The sequence below is a fragment of the Frankia sp. CcI49 genome, from assembly GCF_001983215.1.
Classification (GTDB): domain Bacteria; phylum Actinomycetota; class Actinomycetes; order Frankiales; family Frankiaceae; genus Parafrankia; species Parafrankia irregularis.
Genome location: NZ_MOWP01000007.1, coordinates 15,969 through 31,838, shown reverse-complemented (window position 1 = coordinate 31,838; position 15,870 = coordinate 15,969). Strand labels below are relative to the sequence as shown.

The 15,870-nt window shown below is 72.6% G+C and carries 12 protein-coding genes; 8 read left to right on the top strand and 4 right to left on the bottom strand.

What is annotated here, in order from left to right; genetic code table 11:
• Nucleotides 1-61: 61 nt before the first annotated feature.
• The gene (locus CcI49_RS06510) at nucleotides 62-973 is read left to right on the top strand and encodes a TIGR01777 family oxidoreductase (protein WP_076825037.1); all 912 of its coding nucleotides are present in this window, start codon (nucleotides 62-64) and stop codon (nucleotides 971-973) included.
• Between the two features lie 10 nt (nucleotides 974-983).
• Here the strand turns inward: CcI49_RS06510 and CcI49_RS06505 are convergent, their stop codons facing one another.
• Nucleotides 984-2,912: a protein kinase gene (locus tag CcI49_RS06505; RefSeq protein WP_083749348.1), complete on the bottom strand. Its 1,929-nt coding sequence runs from the start codon at nucleotides 2,910-2,912 to the stop codon at nucleotides 984-986.
• Nucleotides 2,913-3,048: 136 nt separating this feature from the next.
• Between CcI49_RS06505 and CcI49_RS06500 the strand changes: the two genes are divergently transcribed.
• The 5 genes from CcI49_RS06500 to CcI49_RS06480 all read left to right on the top strand — a co-directional run bounded on the left by CcI49_RS06500 (nucleotide 3,049) and on the right by CcI49_RS06480 (nucleotide 7,290).
• Nucleotides 3,049-3,771: a peptidase E gene (locus CcI49_RS06500; protein ID WP_076825035.1), complete on the top strand. Its 723-nt coding sequence runs from the start codon at nucleotides 3,049-3,051 to the stop codon at nucleotides 3,769-3,771.
• Between the two features lie 96 nt (nucleotides 3,772-3,867).
• Nucleotides 3,868-4,569 (top strand): lipoyl(octanoyl) transferase LipB, encoded by a 702-nt coding sequence (lipB, locus tag CcI49_RS06495; RefSeq protein WP_076825274.1) that lies wholly within the window; start codon nucleotides 3,868-3,870, stop codon nucleotides 4,567-4,569.
• Complete coding sequence (lipA, locus tag CcI49_RS06490) at nucleotides 4,566-5,558, top strand: lipoyl synthase (protein ID WP_076825033.1); 993 nt, start codon at nucleotides 4,566-4,568, stop codon at nucleotides 5,556-5,558. Before lipB ends, lipA begins: the two co-directional genes overlap by 4 nt.
• A 218-nt stretch (nucleotides 5,559-5,776) precedes the next feature.
• Nucleotides 5,777-6,220 carry a hypothetical protein gene (locus tag CcI49_RS06485; RefSeq protein ID WP_054566676.1) on the top strand — a complete coding sequence of 148 codons (444 nt, stop codon included), beginning with the start codon at nucleotides 5,777-5,779 and terminating at the stop codon, nucleotides 6,218-6,220.
• A gap of 230 nt (nucleotides 6,221-6,450) precedes the next feature.
• Nucleotides 6,451-7,290, top strand: coding sequence for a DUF4191 domain-containing protein (locus tag CcI49_RS06480; RefSeq protein ID WP_076825031.1), 840 nt, complete (start codon nucleotides 6,451-6,453; stop codon nucleotides 7,288-7,290).
• A 138-nt stretch (nucleotides 7,291-7,428) separates the two neighbouring features.
• On the opposite strand, the gene CcI49_RS06475 is transcribed toward CcI49_RS06480, so the two are convergent.
• Nucleotides 7,429-7,905, bottom strand: coding sequence for an RDD family protein (locus tag CcI49_RS06475; RefSeq protein WP_235497891.1), 477 nt, complete (start codon nucleotides 7,903-7,905; stop codon nucleotides 7,429-7,431).
• Nucleotides 7,906-8,086: 181 nt separating this feature from the next.
• On the opposite strand from CcI49_RS06475, the gene glnA reads away from it, so the two are divergent.
• Complete coding sequence (gene glnA, locus CcI49_RS06470; RefSeq protein ID WP_006542203.1) at nucleotides 8,087-9,511, top strand: type I glutamate--ammonia ligase; 1,425 nt, start codon at nucleotides 8,087-8,089, stop codon at nucleotides 9,509-9,511.
• 519 nt (nucleotides 9,512-10,030) lie between these two features.
• Complete coding sequence (gene glnII / locus CcI49_RS06465; protein ID WP_054566673.1) at nucleotides 10,031-11,086, top strand: glutamine synthetase GlnII; 1,056 nt, start codon at nucleotides 10,031-10,033, stop codon at nucleotides 11,084-11,086.
• A gap of 149 nt (nucleotides 11,087-11,235) precedes the next feature.
• Here the strand turns inward: glnII and CcI49_RS06460 are convergent, their stop codons facing one another.
• Both CcI49_RS06460 and CcI49_RS06455 read right to left on the bottom strand, forming a co-directional pair.
• Nucleotides 11,236-14,451 carry a bifunctional [glutamine synthetase] adenylyltransferase/[glutamine synthetase]-adenylyl-L-tyrosine phosphorylase gene (locus CcI49_RS06460; protein WP_076825029.1) on the bottom strand — a complete coding sequence of 1,072 codons (3,216 nt, stop codon included), beginning with the start codon at nucleotides 14,449-14,451 and terminating at the stop codon, nucleotides 11,236-11,238.
• Nucleotides 14,448-15,806 carry a glutamine synthetase family protein gene (locus CcI49_RS06455; protein ID WP_006542200.1) on the bottom strand — a complete coding sequence of 453 codons (1,359 nt, stop codon included), beginning with the start codon at nucleotides 15,804-15,806 and terminating at the stop codon, nucleotides 14,448-14,450. The genes CcI49_RS06460 and CcI49_RS06455 overlap by 4 nt, the downstream gene beginning before the upstream one ends.
• Nucleotides 15,807-15,870: the final 64 nt, after the last annotated feature.

The following is a 15,870-nucleotide window of genomic DNA, read 5'->3' as shown; positions in this document are numbered from 1 at the left end:
ATGAGCAGGCCTGACGAGCAGGCCGAACAAGCAGGCCGAACGAGCCGAGGAGCCCGGACAGATGAAGGTGGCCGTCACCGGATCGTCCGGGCTCATTGGTTCCGCGTTGCTGCCAGCCCTGCGGGCTGACGGCCACGAGGTCGTCCGGATCGTCCGCCGGCCGCCACGGGGCCCGGGCGAGATCCGCTGGGATCCCCTGGCCGGCCAGTTGGATCCAGGCGAGCTCCAGGGCGTCGAAGCGGTGATCAACCTCGCCGGCGCAGGCCTCGGCGATCACCGCTGGACCGCGAGCTACAAGCAGGTCCTGTGCGCCAGCCGCATCGAGGGCACCCGGCTGCTCGCCGAGACGCTCGCCGGTCTCGCCGTACCGCCGCGCGTCCTGCTCTCCGGCAGCGCCATCGGCTGGTACGGCAGCCCCGCCGGGGCGACCGGACCAGCGCTGGACGAGTCCGCCGGTGCGGGCGTCGGATTCCTCGCCGACCTCGTCCGTGGCTGGGAGGGTGCCACCGCGGCGGCCGAGGCGGGCGGAATCCGGGTTGTGCGGTTGCGTACCGGCGTCGTGCTGTCCGGCCGCGGCGGAATGCTCGGCCGGCTGCTCCCGCTGTTCCGCCTGGGTGCCGGCGGCCAGCTCGGCCCGGGGCGGCAGTGGCTCAGCTGGATCAGCCTGCGCGACACCGTCACGGCGACGCTCTTCCTGCTCGACACCGACGGGGTACGCGGGCCGGTCAACCTCGTCGCCCCGCGGCCCGTGACCAACGCCGAGTTCACCGCCACCCTGGCCCGGGCGCTGCACCGCCCGGCGTTCGTCCGGGTTCCCCGCGCCGCCCTGCGGCTGGCGCTCGGCGAGTTCGCCGACGAGGGGGTGGTCGCCTCCCAGCGCCTCGCACCGGCCGCCCTGCTCGACGCGGGTTTCCGTTTCGCTCACCCGGACCTCGCCGCGGCGCTGGAGGACGCCCTGCACCACGGCGGCTGATCCGACCCGGTCAGCCAGGCGCAACCGACTCGCTGCCCGCGAGCCGCCAGCCTCCGCTGGTCCGCCAGAGCGTCAGGATCTTGATGCTCGCCGGCGAACTCGGTTCGCTTGCCAGGACCGCGCCGCCGGCGTTGATGAAGTTGTACGCCTCGACGCTCTCCGTCACGCGCAGCACGACCTGATCCGCGCGTTCCAGCTGGATCTCCAGGTCGATGATCTGAATCCGTACCGGCGACGAATGTGCGCCTTTCTCCAGCAGCGTGCGGACGGTTGCCTGGTCGGTGCGCAGCGCGGCACTGTCCGGTGCGTCCGCCGCGTCCAGTGCGGTGAGGTCGGCGCGTTCGAAGGCCCTGCTTCGCGCGACGTTCAGCTCCTCGAGGACCGCCCGCCACGCCTGCTCCGGTGACCGCCCGTTCACCGGTGTCGCGCTCGGGTCCTGCCCTCCCCCGCCGCCGGCCGCCGCGGCCTGGCGGGTCTCGGCCCGGTCGGAGCCGCCGTTCATCAGCACGACAGCGATGACGACCGCCACGAGCCCGACACAGCCGATCGCCGGTAGCAGCAGGCGGTTCCGCCCACCACGGCCGGACCGCCCCGAACGCCCCGCCGGGCCCCCACGGGTGCCACCACGGACCCGCCCGGACGCCCGGCCCGCCCGCCGTGCCGCCGACGGTGCCGGGGCCGCCGACCGCCCGCCACGACGCACCGCCTTGCCGCCGCGGCGATCACGGCCCACCGGGTGCAGCGAGCCCACCAGCTCRGACGGATCGGAGGGTGCGGTCCGGCCGTCTCTCGGCTGGGTTCGACCGCTCGCCGCGCCCGCGCCGGGGCCGGCGGGCGTACCCGCGGGTTCGCCCGCCGCCGTGCCCGCCGCGATGCCCTCCGACGGCGGCGAAGCGGGCTCGCCGGGCTCCTGCCAGGCCGCGTCGGCCCCGCCGCCCGCCCAGACGTCCGGAACAGCGACCTCGGAAGGATCGCCGCCGGGGGGTGGCAGCAGCCGCCCGCCGGCCCCGTCCCCACCGACGACCTCGCCGTCGCCACCCTGGGCACGCGCGGTGTGGCGATGGCCGGCCTGCCACTCCGGCCCCGTGGCCCACGGGTCGCGGTCGCGGTCGCGGTCACCATCGAGATCATCACCGGCGTCTGCCGCCGGCTCCGCCTCGTCGATCCACGCGTCGGAGGCGAGCTCGATCTCGCTGCCCACGGAGCCACCGGGCGAGACGCCCGTCATGCGGATCGGCAGGGGCGTGGCACTGCGTGCGAGGCCGGCGGCCAGCTCGGCCGCGGACGGCCGGCGCAGCGGATCGTCGATCAGCGCCATCGCGACCGCCACCGCGACCGCGGCCGCGTCGGGGCCGGTGGCCTGGCTCATGGCCCCGAGCAGAAGCTCCGCGAGATCATGCACGTCGTCCGCGGGAGACCCGCCGGGGCTGGTCAGGGCGGCGATGCCGATGCCGGCGAGCACCGGCCGGCCGTTCGGTTCCAGCAGGATGTCCAGCGCGGTCAGCTCGCCGTGGACCAGCCCGGCGCCATGTGCCGCCGCGAGTGCCTGCGCCACGGGCAGGCCGATCGTCACGACCTCGCCCGGCTCCAGCCGACCCCGGGCGGCGAGCAGCCGGGACAGGCTGACGGTCTCGGGCACCGGCTCGGCCACGACGGCCAGCCCGTCCGCCGTCCGGATCGCGTCGGTCACCGAGACCAGGTGCGGATGGCGGACGTCGAGCTGGCGCCGGATCTCCCCCAGCGCTTCGGCACGCACCAGCGGATCCGCCGGCAGCCGCACGTACCGAACCGTGACGTCCGCGCCGAGCTGCTCGACACGACCGGCCCAGACCTCACCGGCCCCGGCGTCGTAGCGCCGGTGGCGCAGGATAATGCCCGGCACCGTGGGATCACCGCCGTGCCGGCCCGGCCGATCGCCGGAATCGTCCGTGAAGGTCACGATCGTCGACGCTAGGCCGAACCGGCAACCCTCGCAGGACACTTTTCGCTGTTGTGGATAACTTCGTTCCGAACGGTGGGAGCGAGCCGGCCGGGCACTCGTCCGACCAGGAGCCGAACTCAACCAGGAGTCAGCTGTGCAGATCCTCGCGACAAGCGGTGGCTTCCAGCCCGACGGCAGGTGGGGGGCCAAGGTCGGGCCGCTGCTGGATCACGCGATCGCCCTCGCGGAGCCGACCGGCCGGCCCCGGCTGTGCCTGCTGCAGACAGCTCTCGGCGACGACCAGTCCGCCTACGCCCGCGGCTACGCGGCGCTGAACCGGGACCGGCCGGACGTCGCCGTCTCCCACCTGGCGCTGTTCCCGATGCCGAACGTCGCCGACCCGCGGGCCCACCTGCTCGCCCAGGACGTCATCTGGGTCGGCGGCGGCAGCGTGGCGAACCTGCTCGCGCTCTGGCGGGTGCACGGCCTCGACGAGATCCTGCGTGAGGCCTGGGAGGCCGGCGTGGTGCTCGGCGGTGTCTCGGCCGGGTCGCTGTGCTGGCATGTCGGCGGCACCACCGACTCCTTCGGCCCGGACCTGCGCCCGGTCACGAACGGCCTGGGCCTGCTGCCACACAGCAACACCCCGCACTACGACTCCGAGAGCGCCCGCCGCCCGCTCTACCAGCGGCTCGTGGCCGACGGGACGCTCCCCGCCGGCTGGGCCACCGACGACGGCGTCGGCCTGCACTTCCGCGGCACCGAGCTGGTCGAGGCCGTCTCGGACCGGCCGGACGTCCACGCCTGGCGGGTCGAGCCGGGCCCGGGCGCGTCCGCGGTCGAGACGCGCGTCTCACCGCGGCGGCTGCCGGACTGACATCCTCCCTGGCCTGAGACCGATCCGAAGGCGGTGGGACGAGCCACTCGTCCGTTGCCGGCCGGGCCGGTCGTCCCACCGGCGTACCCTCGGGACGTGGATGTCCTGCAGTTGGGTGTCGTTCCCTATCACGAAGCCTGGGGCAGGCAGCGCGCGCTGGCCGAGGAGCGCCGTCACGGGCGCGGCGAGGACGCGCTGATCCTCCTCGAGCATCCCGAGGTCTACACGGCGGGCCGGCGCACCGACCCCGCCGACCGCCCGGTGGACGGGGCGGAGGTCGTCGACGTCGACCGCGGCGGCAGCATCACCTGGCATGGTCCCGGGCAGCTCGTGGGCTACCCGATCGTCCGGCTCCCGATGCCGCTGGACGTCGTCGCCTACGTCCGGATGCTGGAAGCCGGCCTGATCGCGGTCTGCGCCGAGTTCGGCGTGGCGACCCGCCGGGTCGAGGGCCGCACCGGGGTCTGGACGGTCGACGGCAMCCGCAAGCTCGCCGCCATCGGTGTCCGGGTGAGCTGGAAGGTCACCACACACGGCTTCGCGCTCAACTGCGACCCCGCCCTGGGCTCGTTCGGCCGGATCGTGCCGTGCGGTATCTCCGACGCGGGCGTGACCAGCCTCAGCCTGGAGCTGGGGCGCACGGTGACGGTGGCGGACGCCCGCCCGGTGGTGGAGCGCCACCTGACCGGCGCCATCACCGACTACCTGGCTGCCGGCCGCGAGGCGCAGGCCCGTCGGCAGCCGAAGGCCGACGCACTGGTCGGCGCCGGGAACATCGAAGGAGGAGCAGCCGGATGACGGCCACGCCAGTCGTGCCGGAGGGCCGGCCGCTGCTACGCCTCGAGGTCCGCAACGCCCAGACCCCGATCGAGCGCAAACCCCCCTGGATCCGCACCCGCCTGCGCACCGGCCCCGAATACACCGACGTCCGCAGCCTCGTCCACGGCGCCGGCCTGCACACCGTCTGCGAAGAAGCCGGCTGCCCCAACATCTACGAATGCTGGGAAGACCGCGAAGCCACCTTCCTCATCGGCGGCGACACCTGCACCCGCCGCTGCGACTTCTGCCAGATCGACACCGGCCGCCCCACCCCGCTGGACACCGACGAACCACGCCGCGTCGCCGAATCCGTCACCACCATGGGCCTGCGCTACGCCACCGTCACCGGCGTCGCCCGCGACGATCTCCCCGACGGCGGCGCCTGGCTCTACGCCGAAACCGTCCGACAGATCCACACCCACTCCCCCGGCACCGGCGTCGAGGTCCTCATCCCCGACTTCGCCGGCAACCCCGACCAGCTCGACGAGGTCTTCACCGCCACCCCCGAGGTCCTCGCCCACAACCTCGAGACCGTCCCCAGGATCTTCCGCCGCATCCGGCCCGGTTTCCGCTACGAACGTTCCCTCGACGTCCTCACCCGCGCCCGCGCCGCGGGCCTCGTCACCAAGTCCAACCTCATCCTCGGCCTCGGCGAGACCGACGACGAGGTCGAGGACGCGATGACCGCGCTGCACACCGCCGGCTGCGACCTGCTCACCATCACCCAGTACCTGCGCCCCACCCCCCGCCACCACCCCGTCGAACGCTGGGTACACCCCGACGAGTTCATCGCCTGGCAGCAACGCGGCACCGAGATCGGCTTCGCCGGCGTCCTGTCCGGCCCCCTCGTCCGCTCCTCCTACCGCGCCGGCCGCCTCTACCAGCAGGCGATTACATTCCGTAGTGAAACTGCCCGGGGTGAGGCGGTTACCTCCCAAAGTGTGTCGCACGACTCTCACACCGGGTGACGAGTGCGCTGGTGATGACTACCCCGGACGACTAGGCTCGTGCCTGCGTCACGCGGCGGTCACAAGACACGGGGCTCGCCGTGGCGTGGGCACCCCCGTCATCTCCGCCAACTGCGGGAGTGATCGGCGGCGCTCGCGCCCTTCACAGTCAGTGCTGTTCCGGCGGGGCACCGGTCCCGCCTCGGGCTCCACGACCGCGTCGGGAGGTCGTCGACACCGTGTTCCGCTCACTCCTCACCGCCCTTGAGGAACTGACTCTTCTCGTCCTGCCGCACGGCGGCCAGCGCACAGCTCGCCACAACGCCTGGCGGGCCGCCACCGACCTGCACGTCACGACCGGCTACCGCTGGGTTGACCAGATCTCCGTATCCGCCTTCGGCCTGGTTCCCGCCCCGGCGAACGCGTCCGTCCCGTCGCCGGCGGTCCCGCCGGCGACGACCGCCCACGCAGGCATACCCGCGGAGGCGAGGACGGGTGCGCCGCTGGTCACCCGCCCGGTGGCAGCCGCCGCCGGGGGCGACTTCCCGGCGCCGCGCGAGCGGGAGTCGGCGCCGCGGCCAGCGGCCGCCAGGGCCCCGGGAACCCGCGGCTCCACCGGGCGCGCCCCCAAGCCTCGGGTCTCCCCGCCGCGCGCCCGCGCCGCCGCCGCCGCACGTTCCTGACCCGCAGGCGCCGACCGGGCACCAGCCGGGCCCGCGAAGGCCGTAGGCTCGCGCCTATGGCGCTGCGGAGGAAGCCGACCGGTGCCGGCGGGGAGCCGGCGCTCGCGGCCGTGGGTGGGAACGGAACAAGTGGCGGCGGGTCGTCCCGCCGGTCGGGCAAGGCCAGCGCCGCGGGGCGGAACGGACCGGGCGCGGCTGGCGATGGCCCACGTGGCCCGGAGCGGAGCACCATGGCTGGCAGGAGTGACGGGGCTGGCAGGAGCGGCGGGGCCGCCAAGAACGGTGGGGCCGGCAACGGCGGTGCGAAGTCCGGTGCCAAGACGGGCTCGAAGGCCGGGTCGGGCAAGGCCGACCAGCCGGAGAAGGCCGGCCGGGCCAGYGGTCCCGCGTCCGGCGGCGATGCCGCGGGCGCCGGTGCGCCGGGCAGGCTCGCCCAGATCCGGATGGTCTACAAGATCACCCGGCAGCGCGATCCGCAGGTGCTCTGGCTGAGCCTGCTCGGGCTGGCCGTGCCGGTGGTGATCGGCGTGCTGCTCGGAGTCTTCGTCGGCCCCCTGTATGTCTGGCTGCCGATCGCGATCCTGCTGGGCATCGTGGTGGCCCTCAACGTCTTCAGCCGCCGGGTCCAGAAGACCGCCTACGCGGAGATGGAAGGCAAGCCCGGCGCGGCGGCCGGCGTGGTGGAGCGCATGCGCGGTGACTGGCGCCTCACCCCCGCCGTCGGGGTCAACCGGCACCAGGATGTGGTCCATCGCGTGGTCTGCCGAGCCGGCGTGGTGCTCATCGCGGAGGGCCGCGGGCGCGGGCCTCGGGAGCTGCTCGCCGCCGAGAAGCGACGCATTCGCAAGATCGTCGGCGAGGCGCCGATGGTCGACTACATCGTCGGCAACGGCGAGGGCGAGATCCCGTTGCCGAAGCTGCAGAGCACCCTCATGCGGCTGCGCCGTGAGCTGCGCAAGCGCGACGTGGACGCCCTCGAGCGCCGGCTGCGGGCCGTGAGCAGCCCCGTCCTGCCGATTCCGAAAGGCCCGATCCCGCGCAACATCCCCCGCGGCGGCCGCCCGCGCTGAACCTGCCCGCCACGCCGCGGCGGCGGCCAGCGGTCGCGGCGGCCCATCAACGTCATGACGCCCACGTCCCCACTCGGGGACGTGGGCGTCGGTGTCTCGCCGTCCGCTCAGGCCGCGGCTGTCTCCACGGCCTGTCAGTCAGGCCTTCGACGGGACGATCTCGTCCCGCACGACGACCGTGCCCGCGGCGCGGTCGTGCGTGCCGCGAAGGTCACGGTCCCAGATGAACGCCGGGACCAGCAGGGCCAACAGCAGCGTCCGGACCAGGATCCACGGCCAGCTCTGCCGTCCGAAGTCCCGCACCCGGATCACCCTGATCCCCGCGAGCCGCATGCCGATCGTCTGCCCGGCCACCGTGACCAGCACCAGTTCCTCCAGGAGGAAGGCACCGTAGATCGCCAGGCCACGGATGTCCGCAGCCGCGTCGACCCCGACCACGAACAGCAGGCCGACCAGCAGGTTCGCCAGCACGCCGTCGACGATGTACGCAATGATCCGGGGCCCGAAGCCCACCACTGAACCGGGCCCGTCCGCCGGAAGCCCGAGCCGGGCTCCGGGCGGCGTGTCCCGGGGCAGACCGGGGCCCTCCAGCCAACCTCCGAGTGCGCGTCCCACCGCGCAAGCCTATGTCGCCCGCTCGCGCCACCAGGGCCATGACAGAACGTCACCAACGCCGTTAACGTAACATCCACGAAACAGTGCGTTGATTCCCTCGACGCGCCACGCGGTGACGCCACGCAACCGATCAGAGCGTACTCTGTCAGTCATTGGAAGCCTGAAGAACGCTGGAGGGTGGATGTTCACGAACGCCGACGACGTACTCCGCTATATCCGTGACGAAAAAGTTCTGTTCATTGATGTACGGTTCTGCGACCTGCCCGGCGTCATGCAGCACTTCACGATCCCGGCGGAGGTCTTCTCCGAGTCGGTCTTCAGTGACGGTCTCATGTTCGACGGGTCGTCGATCCGCGGTTTCCAGGCGATCCACGAATCGGACATGCTGCTGCTGCCGGACCCGCGGACGGCCTTCGTCGACCCCTTCCGCGAGCACTCCACCCTCGCGATGACCTTCTTCATCCACGACCCGATCACCAAGGAACAGTACTCGCGGGATCCCCGCAACATCGCGCGGAAGGCCGAGGAGTACCTGCGCGGCACCGGCATCGCCGACACCGCGTACTTCGGGCCCGAGGCCGAGTTCTACATCTTCGACGACGTGCGGTACGACTACACCCCGTACGGTTCCATGCACGCCGTTGACTCGGTCGAGGCCGCCTGGAACACCGCACGCAAGGAGGAGGGCGGCAACCTCGGTTACAAGCCCCGCTTCAAGGGCGGCTACTTCCCGGTGCCGCCGACGGACCACTTCACCGACCTGCGCTCGGAGATGAGCCGGGTGCTCTTCGACGTCGGTATCACCGTCGAGATGCAGCACCACGAGGTCGGCACCGCCGGCCAGGCCGAGATCGACATCAGGTTCGACACGCTGCTCAAGACGGCCGACAACCTGATGCTCTACAAGTACGTGATCCGCAACGTGGCCCGTGCCCGGGGCAAGACGGTGACCTTCATGCCCAAGCCGCTGTTCGAGGACAACGGCTCCGGCATGCACACCCACCAGAGCCTCTGGAAGGACGGCGAGCCGCTCTTCTACAGCCCCAACGGCTACGGCGGGCTTTCCGACACCGCCCGGCACTACATCGGCGGGCTGCTGCACCACGCGCCGGCCCTGCTCGCTTTCACCAACCCCACCACGAACTCCTACCGGCGGCTGGTGCCCGGCTACGAGGCCCCGGTCAACCTCGTCTACTCGGCRCGCAACCGGTCGGCCTGCTGCCGGATCCCGCTCGGCGGTGACTCGCCGAAGGCGAAGCGGGTCGAGTTCCGCGTGCCCGACCCGAGCTGCAACCCGTACCTCGCGTTCGCGGCGATGCTGATGGCCGGTCTCGACGGGGTCAAGAACAAGATCGACCCGCCGGACCCCATCGACAAGGACCTCTACGAGCTCCCGCCGGACGAGCTGGCCGCCGTCCCGCAGGTGCCCGGCTCCCTGGAGAAGGTCCTGGAGGCGCTGGAGGCCGACAACGACTTCCTCCGCGAGGGGAACGTGTTCACCGGCGATCTCATCGAGACCTGGATCGACTACAAGCGGGTGAACGAGGTCGACGCCATCCGGCTGCGGCCCCACCCCTACGAGTTCAGCCTCTACTACGACATCTGAGTCTCGATTCCGTCCCGGTCCTCCACCGGCGTCACCAATGAGGTTCCGCGGCCTCTCGGCACACCGAGCACGGTGGCCCACGGTGGCTTTCGGCGCCTTTCGGCATGACCTAGGACTGCTCCGCGCCGGACCTCCGCTCCGCACCCGTGGTCCGGACCTCCGACTGGTCGGCGAAGACCTGTGGTCAGACCCGCCGGAATATCCTCGGCAAGGCCGTGGCGGGATCAGCCGATGAGGCGGGGCCCGTGTCCATGAACCCCTGGACACGGGCCTTCTCTCGTTACAGCCGCTTTTCCGTTCCGCATCTGTCGCGGCTCGACCGGTATTCGCTTCGAGGCACGGCTTTGGCCGCCCGGCAACAACCGAGTGACCGAGAATTAACAAGACGGGAACTGATTGGAAACCGGGCCCGACCAAGCTCCGGACGAACCCTCCCGTCAGTCGCGGCCGGGGTCGGCCCTCCCCCGGCCGATCACACAGTCGCTCCGTCACGTGACACGTCAACCACGGGGAGTACTAGTGAGCTATCAGGCCGAATACATCTGGATCGACGGCACCGAGCCGGAGCCGTTGATGCGGAGCAAGACCCGCATCGTCAAGAGCGGCAAGGAGCCGGAGATCTGGGGCTTCGACGGCTCCAGCACCAACCAGGCCCCGGGTTCGAACTCGGACTGCGTGCTGCAGCCCGTCGTCACCGTTCCGGACCCGCTGCGCGGTGGCGACAACGTGCTCGTCCTGTGCGAGGTGCAGCTGACCGACTTCACCCCGCACCCGACGAACACCCGTGCCATCGCCCGCACGGTGGCCGACAAGTACGCCGACATGAAGCCGATGTTCGGCATCGAGCAGGAGTACACGTTCTTCCAGAACGGCCGGCCGCTCGGCTGGCCGGCGGTCGGCTTCCCCGAGCCGCAGGGCCCGTACTACTGCGGCGTCGGCGGCGAGAAGATGCCCGGCCGGGCCATCGTCGAGCGCCACACCCAGGCCTGCCTGGACGCCGGCCTCGCGATCGAGGGCACCAACGCCGAGGTCATGATGGGCCAGTGGGAGTTCCAGATCGGCGTGCTGCCGGCGCCGACCATCGGCGACCACATCTGGCTGGGCCGCTGGCTGCTGCACCGCATCGCCGAGGACTTCAACACCACGGTGTCCTTCGCCGCGAAGCCCGTTCTCGGTGACTGGAACGGCGCCGGCGCGCACACCAACTTCTCCACCAAGCAGACCATGGAGAGCTGGGACGCGATCGTCACCGTCTGCGAGTCGCTCGCGCCCCGCGTCATGGAGCACGTCACCCACTACGGGACGGGCATCCAGGACCGCCTCACCGGCAAGCACGAGACCGCCCCGTGGAACAAGTTCTCCTGGGGTGCCTCGGACCGCGGCGCGTCCATCCGGATCCCGTGGGCCGTCGAGAAGGCCAAGAAGGGCTGGATCGAGGACCGCCGTCCGAACGCGAACATGGACCCGTACGTGGTCTCCGCGCTCATGATCGACACCTGCTGCAGCGCGCTGGCCGGCGACAAGCCGACCCTGTTCGTGCCGTCGCAGGGCGCCGAGGCCACCGTCACGGTCTGACGTCAGATCCCGCGGGCGGATACTCGCGGGCGGGTCTCGCCGCCCGCGGGACCGCTCGTCCATCATCGGCTCCGGTTCGGCGCATCCCGTACCGGAGCCGGTGAACCGTCCGTCGGGTGTGCACCGGCCCCGGATGTGATGGAAAAGGCTCACTGCTCGCGGCCGAGCACCTCCAGGGCGACCGCATGCGCACGTGCCGCTGCCCGGCGGTAGTCACCGGGCAGCTGGTCCACCTCGTCGGCGGGGTAGCCGAGCGCGCGGGCGACCCGTTCCAGGCCGGGCGCCACGCCCGGAAGAAGATCACCGCGCTGGCCGGACGTCAGCATGACGCCGTTGCGCACCCGGGAGGCCAGGGTCCAGGCCGCATCCAGCGCGGACAGCTGCGCGGGCGCGAGCAGGCCGGCCGTCGCGGCCGCGCGCAGACAGGCGCGGGTCGCGGTCGTGCGCAGCGCCGGGACGCGGTGGGCGTGCCGAAGCTGGAGCACCTGCACGGTCCACTCGACGTCCGTCAGCCCGCCGGGACCGAACTTCACGTGCATCGCCCGGTCGACCCCGCGCGGGACACGCTCACGCTCCATCCGCCCGCGCAACCGCAGGATCTCGGTGATCGTGCCCGCCGGCAGCGCGGACGGGTAGCGGATCCGGTCCGCGAGCGCGCAGAACCGGGCGCCGAGCTCGGCGTCGCCGGCCAGCGGCTCGGCGCGCAGCAGCGCCTGCGCCTCCCACCCCAGTGACCACCGGTCGTAGTACGCCGCGTAGCCCTCGACCGTCCGCGACAGCGGGCCGCCGCGGCCCTCGGGGCGCAGCCCGGCGTCCAGGGTGAGGGGCGGGTCGGGCCCGGGTAGTGCAAGCAGGCGGTGCAGCTCACCGATGACGTCGGCGGCGAGCCGGGCGGCCAGTGGCTGCGGGGTTCCCGGCAGCGCCTCGTGGACGAACAGCACATCGGCGTCACTGCCATAGGACAGCTCTCGGCCGCCCAGACGTCCCATCGCGATCACTGCGAGCCGCACCGGCAGCGCCCCATCGCCCCCGCTGGCGTCGTCCCCGCCGGCGACGCGGCGGCGCGCGACGAGCAGCGCCGCCTCCACGGTCGCGGCGGCCGCGTCGGACAGCGCCTGCCCGACGGCGCCGACGTCCAGCAGACCGAGCAGGTCCGCGCAGGCGATCCGGACCAGCTCCACCCGCCGCACCGCCCGCGCCCGGCCGACCGCGTCCGCGGCCTCGGGGTTGCGTCGCGACACCGCGAGCAGGGTGCGCACCATCGCCTCGCGGGAGGTCGGCCGCAGCTCCTCCTCGGTGCGCAGCAGCCGCACCGACTCCGGCGCGCGGGTCATCAGGTCGGCGACGTACCGGCTCGTCGCGAGCACCCGGGCGAGGCGGTCCGCGGCCCCGGCAGAGTCCCGCAGCAGGCGCAGGTACCACGGCGTGCGCCCCAGCGCCTCGCTCACCTGCCGGTAGGCGAGCAGCCCGGCGTCCGGCTCGGGTGCGTCCGCGAACGCGGGCAGCATGGCGGGCAGCAGGCGCCGTTGGATGACGGCGGTGCGGCTCACCCCGTTGGTCAGCGCCTCGATGTGGCGCAGGCAGCGCGCCGGCTGGGCGAAACCGAGCGCGGCGAGCCGGTCCGCGGCCTCCTGCGGGGTCAGCCGCATCTCCTCCGCCGACAGCCGCGCCACCGCCTCCAGCAGCGGCTGGTAGAAGAGCTTCTCGTGCAGGGAGCGGACGGTGCGGGTCACCCGCCGGTGCTCCTCCGCAAGCTCCGCGGCCCCCGGCAGCCCCATGCAGCGCGCCAGCCAGCGCAGCTCGCCGGGATCCCGGGGCAGGGTGTGCAGCCGGCGCAGCCGCTGCAGCTGCAGCCGGTGCTCGGCGACCCGCAGGAACCGGTAGGCGTCGGCGAACCCGGCCGCGTCGCGGCGGCCGACGTAGCCGCCGCGCCGCAGTCCGTCCAGGGCGTCCAGGGTGGCGGCCACCTGCAGCTTGGCGTCCGCCCGGCCGTGGACGAGCTGCAGCAGCTGCACGGCGAACTCGACGTCACGCAGCCCGCCGGGGCCGAGTTTGAGGTTGCGGTCGGCCTCGAAACGGGACAGCGACCGCTCCACCCGGCGCCGCATGGCCCGGACGTCCGTGACGAAGTCGGGGCGCGACGCCGCCGTCCACACCAGCGGTGCGATCATCTCGCCGAAGCGCGCCCCCAGCTCGAGGTCGCCGGCCACCGGGCGGGCCTTGAGCAGCGCCTGGAACTCCCAGGTCCGTGCCCAGCGCCGGTAGTAGGCGCGATGGCTGTCCAGGGTGCGCACGAGCGCGCCGTGCCGGCCTTCGGGCCGCAGGTTGACGTCCACCGGGAACAGCTCGCCGGCCGCGGTGGGCGTGCCGCACACCCGCACGACACCCTCGGCCAGCCTGGTGGCGGCACGCAGCGTCGCCTCCAGGTCGGGCGGGGCGTCGGCGCAGGGAAGGTCTCCCGACTCTCGCGGCTCTCGCGGCTCTCCGGGCTCTCCTGGCTCTCCTGGCTTCCCCGGCTCTCCTGGCTTCCTCGGTGCCCCCGGCCCGTGGTCGGCGACCGGTTCGGCGACGAACAGCACGTCCACGTCGCTGACGTAGTTCAGCTCACGCCCACCGCACTTGCCCATGCCGATGATCGCCAGGCGGACGGGCACATCCGCCGGGCCCGCTCCGGCCCGGGCGACCGCGAGCGCGGCGTCGAGCGCCGCCCCGGCCAGGTCCGCGAGCTCCGCGGTGGCGTCGTCCAGCGACACGGTGCCGGTGAGGTCCCGCGCGGCGAGCACCAGCAGCGCACGCCGGTAGGCCAGCCGCAGCGCGTCGAGGACCGCCACCCCGTCACCGCGGGCCCGGGGCACCGCGGCAGCCGGATCGGCGCCGACCGCACGCAGCAGGCCGCGCCGGGTGACCGCCGGGTCCGACGGCCCCGCGGTGGCCCCGTCCGGGGCGAGGATCAGCCAGTCCAGCGGATGGGCGACGAGGTGGTCCCCCAGCGCCGAGCTCGCGCCCAGCACGGCGATCAGCCGGCGGCGCAGACCGGGGTTGTCGGCCAGCGCCGGCAACAGCAGTGGTTGCGCCCCGGCGGGCTGGGCCTCGACCAGCCGTTCGAGGCAGCGCAGGGCGAGATCGGCGTCCGCCGAGGCGGCGAGCTCGCCGATGATGACATTCACCGCGAGCCCGGCGGCAGGCCCGGCAGGCTCCGCGGCCCCCGAAGGCCCCGCGGGCGCGGCCCCGTCCGGCGGGGGCAGCAGCCCGAGCCGGCGCATCGTGGCGGCGACCCGCTCGACGTCGGAGAAGCCCAGCCGGGCGAGCTGGGCGCCGACGGTGTTCCGGCGGGGGTCGACGCCCCTGGCCGGCCGGTCACTCACAACGTCGGAAGGTACCGGTCGATCTCGAAGGGCGTGACCTGGCGGCGGTACTCGATCCATTCGGACCGCTTGTTCCGCAGGAAGAAGTCGAACAACTCGTCGCCAAGCGTCTCACGGACCAGCGACGAGTTCTCCATCGCGGTGATCGCCTCGGCGAGCGATCCGGGCAGCTCGGTGATGCCACGCTCGCGGCGCTGGGAGTCGGTGAGCGTCCACACGTCGTCCGCCGCGGGCGCCGGCAGCTCGTAACCGCCCTGGACGCCGCGCAGGCCGGCGGCGAGCATCAGCGCGAAGGTCAGGTACGGGTTGCAGGCGCTGTCCGGGGAGCGGAACTCGACCCGGGCCGTGTTCGCCTTGTTCAGCTTGTACAGCGGTACCCGAACCAGGGCCGACCGGTTGTTGTGGCCCCAGCAGACGTAGGCGGGCGCCTCCCGCAGCTCGCCGGCGCGCCCCTCGCCCACCAGCCGCTTGTACGAGTTCACCCACTGGTTCGTCACCGCGGTGATCTCCGCGGCGTGCGTCAGCACCCCGGCGATGAAGGCCTTCCCCACCTTCGACAGCTGGTACTCGTCGGTCGGGTCGTGGAAGGCGTTGCGGTCACCCTCGAACAGGCTCATGTGGGTGTGCATGCCCGAGCCGGCCTGATCGCTGAACGGCTTGGGCATGAACGTCGCGTAGATGCCCTGCCGCAGCGCCACCTCCTTCACCACCTGGCGGAAGGTCATGATGTTGTCGGCGATGGTGAGCGCGTCGGCGTACCGCAGGTCGATCTCCTGCTGGCCCGGCGCGACCTCGTGGTGGCTGAACTCCACCGAGATGCCGAGGCGCTCGAGCACGCTGATGGCCTGCTGGCGGAAGTCATGGCTGATGTCGTTCGGGGTCAGGTCGAAGTAGCCCGACTCGTCCACCGGCGGCGGCACCGGGCCGCCGCGGGTCGGCGGATGCTTGAGCAGGAAGAACTCGATCTCGGGGTGGGTGTAGAAGGTGAAGCCGGCGTCGGCGGCCTTCGCCAGGGTGCGGCGCAGCACCCAGCGGGAGTCCGCGGCGGCCGGCGTGCCGTCCGGCATGATCAGGTCGCAGAACATCCGGGCGGTCATCGGGTGCTCACCGCGCCACGGCAGCACCTGGAAGGTGGACGGGTCGGGCCGGACCAGCATGTCCGCCTCGTGCACCCGGGCGAAGCCCTCGATCGCCGAGCCGTCGAACCCGATGCCCTCCGCCAGCGCGCCCTCCAGCTCGGCGGGCGCGATCTCGACGGACTTCAGCACGCCGAGCACATCCGTGAACCAGAGCCGGACGAACCGGATGTCGCGTTCCTCGAGGGTGCGGAGAACGAATTCCTGCTGCTTGTCCACGGGCCCTCCGCGCGTGAGTGCGGACTCGTCTGCACGGCGAGCCGAGTCGTCTTCCGATGGTGCT

Excerpts from the sequence above, each read along its gene's own strand:
- CcI49_RS06510 (WP_076825037.1), top strand. The coding sequence starts at position 62 with ATGAAGGTGGCCGTCACCGGATCGTCCGGGCTCATTGGTTCCGCGTTG.
- lipA (WP_076825033.1), top strand. The coding sequence starts at position 4,566 with ATGACGGCCACGCCAGTCGTGCCGGAGGGCCGGCCGCTGCTACGCCTC.